The sequence below is a fragment of the bacterium genome, assembly GCA_029210545.1.
In the GTDB taxonomy this organism is placed as follows: domain Bacteria; phylum BMS3Abin14; class BMS3Abin14; order BMS3Abin14; family BMS3Abin14; genus JARGFV01.
The window spans coordinates 1-8,969 of sequence record JARGFV010000100.1; the positions used below are offsets into that span (position 1 = coordinate 1).

Annotated in this window: 6 protein-coding genes; 1 reads left to right on the top strand and 5 read right to left on the bottom strand. The window is 59.0% G+C overall.

The annotated features are described in order from the left end of the window. Positions 1-89: 89 nt before the first annotated feature. Complete coding sequence (ppdK, locus tag P1S46_09940; protein MDF1536798.1) at positions 90-2,795, bottom strand: pyruvate, phosphate dikinase; 2,706 nt, start codon at positions 2,793-2,795, stop codon at positions 90-92. 267 nt (positions 2,796-3,062) lie between these two features. Here ppdK and P1S46_09945 point away from each other — a divergent pair, with 267 nt between their 5' ends. Continuing rightward, on the top strand, positions 3,063-3,209 hold the full coding sequence (locus tag P1S46_09945; GenBank protein ID MDF1536799.1) for a hypothetical protein: 147 nt from the start codon (positions 3,063-3,065) through the stop codon (positions 3,207-3,209). On the opposite strand, the gene glyS is transcribed toward P1S46_09945, so the two are convergent. From glyS to mgtE, 4 genes are all read right to left on the bottom strand, one after another. Next, positions 3,206-5,308, bottom strand: a complete 2,103-nt coding sequence (glyS, locus tag P1S46_09950) for a glycine--tRNA ligase subunit beta (protein ID MDF1536800.1) — start codon at positions 5,306-5,308, stop codon at positions 3,206-3,208. The two genes, P1S46_09945 and glyS, sit on opposite strands and share 4 nt — an antisense overlap. Then, a complete protein-coding gene (glyQ, locus tag P1S46_09955; GenBank protein MDF1536801.1) occupies positions 5,305-6,228 on the bottom strand; it encodes a glycine--tRNA ligase subunit alpha in 924 nt (307 codons plus the stop codon). Before glyQ ends, glyS begins: the two co-directional genes overlap by 4 nt. A 445-nt stretch (positions 6,229-6,673) precedes the next feature. Then, complete coding sequence (gene recO, locus P1S46_09960) at positions 6,674-7,423, bottom strand: DNA repair protein RecO (protein MDF1536802.1); 750 nt, start codon at positions 7,421-7,423, stop codon at positions 6,674-6,676. Between the two features lie 6 nt (positions 7,424-7,429). Then, the gene (mgtE, locus tag P1S46_09965) at positions 7,430-8,782 is read right to left on the bottom strand and encodes a magnesium transporter (protein MDF1536803.1); all 1,353 of its coding nucleotides are present in this window, start codon (positions 8,780-8,782) and stop codon (positions 7,430-7,432) included. Positions 8,783-8,969 lie beyond the last annotated feature (187 nt).

An 8,969-nucleotide genomic window follows, 5' to 3' on the forward strand; every position in this document is an offset into this window, starting at 1 on the left:
TGAGGAAAGGGAAAACGACGCTTTTCCCTTTCCGTGGAGCAAAAAGTCCCGAATTGGACTTTTTGCGACCCTGTCAAAATTGAGACTCCTCAATTTTCGAGCGCAGCCTGCGCCGCTGACAGCCTCGCGATGGGCACCCGGAACGGGCTGCAGGAAACGTAATCCAGCCCCACTTTGTGGCAGAAATGGATGGAATCCGGATCGCCGCCGTGCTCGCCGCAGATGCCGATCTTCAGATCCTTGCGGGTCTGGCGGCCCTTGTTCACGCCCATGGCCACCAGCTGACCGATGCCCGACTGGTCCAGGCTCTCGAATGGATCTTTCCCGTAGATCCCCTTCTCCACGTACATGGGCAGGAAATATCCCGCGTCGTCCCTTGAGAAACCGCATCCCATCTGGGTCAGGTCGTTGGTGCCGAAGGAGAAGAACTCGGCCTCGACAGCGATCTCGTCGGCTGTGAGGGCCGCCCTGGGGACCTCGATCATGGTCCCGATGGTAAAGTCCAGGTTCCGGATCCTGTACTTGGCCTTGACGTCCTCGCAGGCCTGCAGAATGATCGCCTTCTGGTCCTTGAGTTCATCCACGTGGCCCACCAGCGGCACCATGATCTCGGGCATGGCCTTGACCTTCTCCTTGCGAAGCTCGGCCGTGGCCTCCAGGATAGCCCTCGCCTGCATGTAGGTGATCTCGGGGTACGAGATCCCGAGGCGGCACCCGCGGTGGCCCAGCATGGGGTTCGACTCGTGAAGCTGGTCGATGCGGGCCTTGACAGCCTCGACCTTCTTGCCCATGGACTTTGCCAGCTCCTTGATGAGCTTCTCCTCCTGGGGCATGAACTCGTGGAGCGGCGGATCCAGGAGGCGGATGGTCACGGGGAGCCCCTCCATTGCCTTGAGGATCCCCTTGAAATCCTTTTTCTGATAGGGCAGCAGTTTGTTGATCGCCTTGCGCCGGTCGGTCTCTGTTTCGGAGAGGATCATCTCCCTCATGGCCTTGATCCTGTTGTCTCCGAAGAACATGTGCTCGGTCCGGACGAGACCGATCCCCTCGGCCCCGAATCGCCTGGCCTGAGCGGCGTCGGCCGGGCTGTCCGCGTTGGTTCGGATACCCAGTTTCCGTGTTTCGTCGCACCACCCCAGGAACGTTTTTAGATACTTGTTCTTCTCGGGATCGATGACGATGAGGGGCAGTACACCCTCGTAGAACAGGCCTCTGGTCCCGTTGAGCGTGATGACGTCCCCTTCCCTGAATACCTTGCCGTCCACGGTGACGGTCCCCTTGCCCACGTTGATATCAAGAGCGCTGCACCCTACGATGCAGCACTTGCCCCATCCCCTGGCCACAAGGGCCGCATGGGAGGTCATCCCTCCCTTGGCTGTCAGGATCCCCTCGGCCGCGTGCATCCCGTGGACATCCTCGGGGCTCGTCTCGTTGCGGACCAGGATGACTTTCTTTCCCTTGGAACCCCACTCCTCGGCCTTGTCGGAGGTGAGCACGATCTGCCCGGTGGCGCCCCCGGGACCTGCGGGGAGGCCCCGGGCAACGACCTTGAAGCCCCCCTCCTTCGCCGGGTCCACCATGGGGTGGAGAAGCTCGTCAAGCTGGCTGGGCCGGACCCTCATGATGGCGGCTTTCTTGTTGATGAGGCGCTCGTTCACCATGTCCACGGCCATCTTGAGGGCGGCGGGGCCGTTCCTCTTCCCGACACGCGTCTGGAGCATCCAAAGGCGACCCTCCTGGATGGTGAACTCGATGTCCTGCATGTCCCTGTAATGCCGCTCCAGCTTTTTCCGGATCCTGTCCAGCGCCCTGTAGTTCCTGGGCATGGCTACTTCGAGGCTGGGAAGGTCCCGGTTGGTGTCGGTCATGGACCAGCTGTTCAGCGCGTTGGGGGTCCTGAGGCCGGCCACGACGTCCTCGCCCTGGGCATTTACCAGCCACTCGCCGTAGAACTGGTTTTCACCCGTTGCCGGGTTCCTGGTAAAGGCCACGCCGGTGGCGGAATCGTCACCCATGTTGCCGAAGACCATGGCCTGTACGTTGACGGCGGTGCCCCATTCGTCCGGGATCCCCTCGATGAGCCGGTATGAGATGGCACGTTTACCGTTCCAGGAGAGGAAAACAGCCCCGATACCGCCCCAGAGCTGGTCCCTGGGGCTGTCCGGGAACTCCTTGCCCAGAACGCTCTTGATCTTTGCCTTGTACTGCTCACAAAGTTTTTTCAGGTCATCGGCGGTCAGGTCGGTATCGTTGAGGTATTTTTTCCTCTTCTTGAGCGCCTCCAGCATGTGTTCGAGCTGTTCGCGGATCCCTTTCCCTTCGTCCGCTTCGATCCCGAGAGCTTTTTCCATGACAACGTCGCTGTACATGGTGATGAGCCTGCGGTACGCGTCGTACACGAACCTCTCGTTGCCGGTCCTGGCCACCATCCCGGGGATAGTCTTCGAAGTGAGACCGACGTTGAGGACTGTTTCCATCATGCCCGGCATGCTGGCCCGGGCGCCCGAACGGACCGAGAGGAGGAGGGGATCGTTGACGTCGCCGAACCTGGCGCCCATCTCCGCCTCGATCATGCTGACGGCCTTGTCCACCTGCTCCCTGAGGCCCTTGGGGTACTTTCTCTTCAGGCGGTAGAATTCATTGCAGACCTCGGTGGAAACGGTGAAACCGGCAGGCACGGGCAGACCGAGGTGATTCATTTCGGCCAGGTTGGCCCCCTTGCCCCCAAGGACTTCCTTCATTTCAGCCTTTCCGTCCGCTTTCCCCCCTCCGAAGTAGAAAACCATTTTCTTCATCGAAAACTCCTTTTCTTATTGCCCCCTCCAGGACATTGCTTGCTGCATTAAAGCATTAAAACCCGGACAGTTACGTACACTTCTTAAGGTTATAGATCAATATGGTTAATGCGTTCCTGGGTGGTATCACGTCAAGACTCTGAAGGGCATACACCACCCGTTCGTCACACCAGACATGTGACTCACCAGAGCACACAGGTCACAGAGGTAACCATTTCATCCCTCCCTTGAAGGCCCAACCGTTCAGGTGAGGGGAAGACGGTCGATATGCCTTCTGCCCTGATCGTCCTGGCCTTTCTCTGTGTTGCCTGTCCTGATCCTGTCGAGGGGTGGGACAGGCGGCCTGCCAGCGGGCCGCCTCTGGGCACTCATTTCCCGGAAGAGACGGATTTTCCTTTCAGTTCTTCCATCTAGGAATCTGCAACAGGTTCAAAGGCAGATTCTTTGTCGGTGACGATTTTCCTGAAATCAGCCACCCGGGCGAAAAGCTCTGATACGGTGCCCAGGATGGCCAGTCTGTTCTTCTGAGCAGCGGGGTCCTCGTCCATGACCATGACGCCGTCGAAGAAGGCGTCCACCGGTTTTTTCATCTTCGCGAGGGTGTTGAGCACCTTCAGGTACTCCCCCTTGTCCAGGCTGGCCGCGGCGTCCCTGCCAACGGCGGTTGCCGAGTCGATGAGCCCCTTTTCCACCTTCTGGCCGGCTGTCGGGCGGTCAACCTTGCCCCTGAACCCCACCGGGATGATGTTCATGACCCGTTTGAAGGAGAGCATCAGGTCGGCAAAACCGGCCTTCCTGCTGAAGGCCGTGAGGGCATCGATCCTCGCCGCCGCGTCCACCGGGTCTCTCCAATGGTCGGCGAGAACGGCCGAGACGACGTCGTGGCGGTAGCCGCGGCCTGTGAACAGGTTGTGCAGCCGGCCGCGGAAGAACTCCTCGAGGCCCTCCAGTGCCTCTTTCGGGGGCACGTCCGTCTTGTCCCCGAGAAGCCTGAGGGACTGTTTCATGAGGTCGGTCAGGGACACTCTCCAGCCCCTGTCCATGAGGATGGCGATGATGGCCAGTGCGTGGCGTCTCAATCCGTAGGGGTCCGCGGTCCCCGTGGGAGTGATCCCGATGCCGAAACACCCGCATACGGTATCCATCCTGTCGGCGATGCTGACCGCTGCGCCGCCCGCCGTTTTTGGTGTCCTGTCGCCCGAATACCTGGGGTAGTAATGCTCCAGGATCCCGTCGGCCACAGCCTTGTCCTCCCCTTCGAGGAGGGCGTATTCCCTGCCCATGACTCCCTGGAGTTCCGCGAACTCGCACACCATCTGGCTGACAAGGTCACTTTTGCACAGGTAGGCGACCCTTTTGACCTCCTTGACGGCATCGGGTTCAACCTTGCGCACGATAGCGGCCGCCAGTGAGCTGAAACGCTCCATCTTTTCCCAGGATGTGCCCAGCTTCTGCTGGAAGACCACGTCCTTGAGTTCCTCCGCACGCGCTTTCTGGGAAACCTTCCGGTCCTCCTGGTAGAAGAACATGGCGTCTTCGAGGCGGGCCCTGAGAACTCTCTCGTTGCCGTGGGCCACGACCTTGCTGCTTTTGACCACGTTGTTGCTGATGGTGATGAAATAGGGCAGGAGCCGGTTGTTCCTGTTGGTGACGGTAAAGTAACGCTGGTGGGATCTCATGGAGGTGATGAGGACCTCCCGCGGAAGGGCAAGGTACCTGTCCTCGTAGGTCCCCGTCACGATGACCGGGTACTCGACCAGGTATGTCACCTCGTTGATCAGTTCGTTGTCCGGGATCGCCTTGCCGCCGACCTTTTCGGCCGCTTTCCGGACCCCCTCACTGATGATGCCGCGCCTTTCGTCCTGATCGAGGACGACCTTGGCTTTCCTGACCTGCAGGAAATAATCTTTCGTATCCCTGATCTCGAAAGGTCCGGGGGCCATGAACCTGTGCCCGCGCATCATCCGTCCCGATCTGATCCCTTCAAGGTCGAAATCCACCACGTCGCTCCCGAAAAGGCACAAGATCCACCGGATGGGCCTGGGGAACCTGAGGCTCATGTAGCCCCATCTCTGGAACTTGGGAAAGTGCAGTGAGGTGATGATGCGGGGCATGATCTGGGGGAGGATGTCAGCAGTGGGCCGGCTGGCCTCGGACCTCACCGCGGCGACATACTCTCCCTTTGGCGTCAACACGACAGTAAGGTCCCTGACTTTGATCCCCTGCCCCCTCGCGAACCCTTCGGCCGCCTTCGTAGGGTTGCCCTTGTCATCGTAGGCCACGTTCGTGGCCGGTCCCATGACCTGTTTGACGCTCGTCTCCTGCCGGCCGGCGACGCCGGTGACGTGCAGGACGATGCGCCTCGGAGTGGCATACGCCCTGGTCTCGCCGAAGGGAACCCTCAGGGCTGTCAGCTCTTTTTCGGCCAGCTGCCTTATCTGGTCCAGCGCCGGAGGCAGGTAGGCGGCCGGGATCTCTTCCGTTCCGATCTCCAGTACGAGTTCTCGGCTCATGATTTCGGTCCTCCGGTCAGCCCTTTCTGGTCCGCGATGAAATTCTTGCCCATGAGGGGGAAGCCCATGTCTTCCCTCTGCCGGACGTAAGAGACGGCGCATCCCCGGCACAGGTCGCGGACCCGGTGTATGAAGCTGGTCCTCTCGGTGACGCTGATGGCGCCCCGTGCGTCGAGCAGGTTGAAAGTATGGGAACATTTCAGGCAGAAGTCGAGGGCCGGCAGGATGAGTCCTTTTTCCAGTATCCTTTTGGACTCGGCCTCGTACATGTCGAACAGCTTGAACAGCATATCCGTATCGGCCACCTCGAAGTTGTAGGTGGAATGCTCCACCTCTCCCCGGTGGTGGACGTCCCCGTAGGTGACACCGTCGGTCCAGATGAGGTTGTAGACGTTATCGACCCCCTGGAGGTACATGGCGATCCGCTCCAGGCCGTAGGTCAGCTCGGCGCACACCGGGTTACACTCCACCGTACCGGCCTGCTGGAAGTAGGTGAACTGGGTGATCTCCATGCCGTCGAGCCACACCTCCCAGCCGAGGCCCCAGGCGCCCACCGTGGGGTTCTCCCAGTCGTCCTCCACGAACCGGATGTCGTGTTTTCCGGGGTCGATCCCGAGGGCGTAAAGGCTCTCGAGGTACAGGTCCTGGATGTTGTCGGGGGAAGGTTTCAGGATGACCTGGTACTGGTAGTAGTGCTGAAGACGGTTGGGGTTCTCACCGTACCGTCCGTCCGTCGGCCTCCTGGAGGGCTCCACGTAGGCCACGTTCCACGGCTCCGGTCCGAGGGCCCTGAGGAGGGTGGCCGGGTTGAGGGTCCCCGCTCCGACCTCCAGGTCGTAGGGCTGCTGGATGACGCACCCCTTGTCGGCCCAGAACCTCTCCAGATCGAGGACCACCTGCTGATAGGTTTTCTTCTTCATCGGACGTAATCTCCCTAATATAATTCTGCCGGCTGACGCTGTCAGAATTATATCTGGCAAGCTGCGCTTGCAGTATGATTCTTACGTTTTGCGGGGTTACACAGACCTATATCTTACCGGATTTCCTGGGTGCCTTTCTCCATGTTCAAATTTGACAGGGTCGCAAAAAGTCCAATCCGGGACTTTTCGCTCAAAGGAAAGGGAAAAGCGTCGTTTTCCCTTTCCTTACAAATCAATGACTTACAGTGCGGGTCATTGATTTGGGCACCCCGCGCGGGGCGCGTTGATGACTTTTCGCGAAGTCATCAAATTTCGTTTTACGAAACTTGAATATAAACAGGGAAAGCGTTTGGATGTCAAGGTTTGGAGCGAAGTATACGGTGAACAGTACACAGTTTACTGTGAAGGCCGTACGGTCGAACCTTTCCACTTTACACATTCTTTTTTACTTCTCGTTCTTCAGCATTTTTATTGCCTTCGATTCGTAACCGAGGTGATGGACGGCAAACCCGTGGACCAGACCGAAGATCCTTTTCGCGTCCCCGTGCCGGACGGTGAGCTTCGCGGTGTGGTTCAGATCACGGGTTGACAGGAAACGCAGGGTCGCTAGGTCCCCGGCGGCAAGGTATGAACCGCCCTCCACGCCGCGGCATTGGCGGTGGATGACTCCCCCCCACCTGCTGTCCAGGACAGCGTCCTTTTCGATCTCACCGAGGCAGGAAAGGCAGCTGCCCAGTTCGGGCATGAGACCCAGCTCTCCCAGCAGCCTGACCTCGAAAAGCAGAAGGACGCGGAACAGGTCTGTCCCCTCCTCCAGCCCTCTCAGGCAAGCCAGCAGGAGTTCGTATGTGCCAGGCGAAGGATCGTCTTCCTGGACGCAGTGAGCGGTGGTCTGGCTCATGTACGACGCGGCGCACAGCGTCCTGTAATCGGACCGGATGGCCAGGAACGGTTCGATGACATCGGCGGTCCGGATCCTCTTCAGCTTCCCTTCCTTGCGTGACGCGTACAGGTGAAGGCTGGTCCTGACAAAAAGGTCCAGGGGCGCCGACTTTCCCTTCCTGATGTTCCCCGCCGCCGAGGCTGCCGCACGGACAAGTCCGCGGTCCCTCGTCAGGAAACTGAGGATCCTGTCCTCTTCTCCGACGTCGGTGGAGAACAGGACGATGGCCTCCGTGGAAAATGTTGAGCCCATGGCCTGTTAAAGGAGGATTGCCGTGGCCATGCCGAGGTAAACCAGTATCCCGAGGCTGTCGACGGTGCTTGTGACAAAGGGTCCGGTGGCGATGGCCGGGTCGACCTTGATCATGTGCAGAACGATGGGCATGAGGGAGCCGATGGCAGCGGCCATGAGCATGGAGATGAGCATGCTGGAGCCTACGACGAACCCCAGGTAACTGACGTCCCCGAACTGCAGATGGGCCAGGACCATGAGAATGCTCCCGTACGTGACACCGAGGAGCAGGGCTACGGAGAGTTCTTTTAAGATAACCATTCTCAACTCTTTGACGTCGATCCTGCCGGTGGCAAGTCCCCGGACGACGATGGTCATGGAGGTGCTCCCGATGTTGCCTCCCATGGCGATGATGATGGGCAGGAAGTTGGCCAGGGCGACGATCTGGGTAAGAGTGGCGTTGTACATGTGGAGGAACTGGATCCCGATGAATTCGCCCACGAAAGCCGCCAGCAGCCACGGCATCCTCATCCGGGCCCGGACGAAGACCGACCGGCTCAGGTATTCGTCACCTGTACCGACCATCTTCATGATGTCCTCGGTTGCCTCGCTGCGGATGACGTCGATGACGTCGTCCACGGTGACGATGCCAAGGAGCTTGTTCTCCTGGTCGGTCACCGGCACGGCCAGAAGGTCATACTTCTCGACGACGCGCGCCACGTCCTCCTGGTCCGTTTCCGGATCGATGCTGACAACGTCCTTGGCCATGACCCGCTGGATGGAGGTACCTGGCGGAACCAGGAGGAGCTGTCTGAGGGAGCACACCCCCACAAGATGGTTTCTCCTGTCCACGACATAGAGGTAAAAGACCATCTCGGTGGCGTCTTCGCCCCTTTTCTGAAGTTCCAGGATGGCGTCGCCTACCGTTACCTTCTCATTGAGGGCGAAGTAGTTGGGGGTCATCATCCGTCCCGCGCTGTCCTCGGGATATTGAAGGAGCTCTTCGATGCTCTCTGTTTCCGACTGGGTGAGGAAGTTGAGGATCTCATCCCTGGCCTCATCCGACACGTCTTCCAGGATACTGACCTTGTCATCCGGGTCCATCTTCTGGATGATCTCGGCCGCCTTCTCCCTCTCGATGCTCGTCAGTATTCTGGCGCTGACGGGAGAGTCCAGCTGGCTCAGGATCTCCGAAGCCGTCCCCATGTCCTCGATGAGCTTGAAGACCTTTAGCTGTTCGGACTCGGTGAAGTAGCGGAAAAGATAGGCGACGTCCGCGACGTGGAGTTTTTCCAGTATTCTGCGGACGTTCTGGAAGGCGCCCCGCCGGGTCAGTTTTCTGATGCTCTCCAATAGTGTGTCGATCTTCGTGGTGCGCATGGCTGTTTCCTTTTGGAAAAGTATTCAGATATCAGTAGCCGGTAATCAGTATTCGGGCCTCAACACCCGAAAGAACCTATTATCTTGCAGGATTACTTTTCCCCGAATCTTAAACTTGATAGAGTCGCAAAAAGTCCAATCCGGGACTTTTCGCTCCACGGAAAGGGAAAAGCGTCGTTTTCCCTTT

Bases quoted from the DNA above. Each gene is read 5' to 3' on its own strand.
- mgtE (MDF1536803.1), bottom strand. From the start codon at position 8,782: ATGCGCACCACGAAGATCGACACACTATTGGAGAGCATCAGAAAACTG.
- glyQ (MDF1536801.1), bottom strand. From the start codon at position 6,228: ATGAAGAAGAAAACCTATCAGCAGGTGGTCCTCGATCTGGAGAGGTTC.
- P1S46_09945 (MDF1536799.1), top strand. From the start codon at position 3,063: ATGCCTTCTGCCCTGATCGTCCTGGCCTTTCTCTGTGTTGCCTGTCCT.
- ppdK (MDF1536798.1), bottom strand. From the start codon at position 2,795: ATGAAGAAAATGGTTTTCTACTTCGGAGGGGGGAAAGCGGACGGAAAG.
- glyS (MDF1536800.1), bottom strand. From the start codon at position 5,308: ATGAGCCGAGAACTCGTACTGGAGATCGGAACGGAAGAGATCCCGGCC.
- recO (MDF1536802.1), bottom strand. From the start codon at position 7,423: ATGGGCTCAACATTTTCCACGGAGGCCATCGTCCTGTTCTCCACCGAC.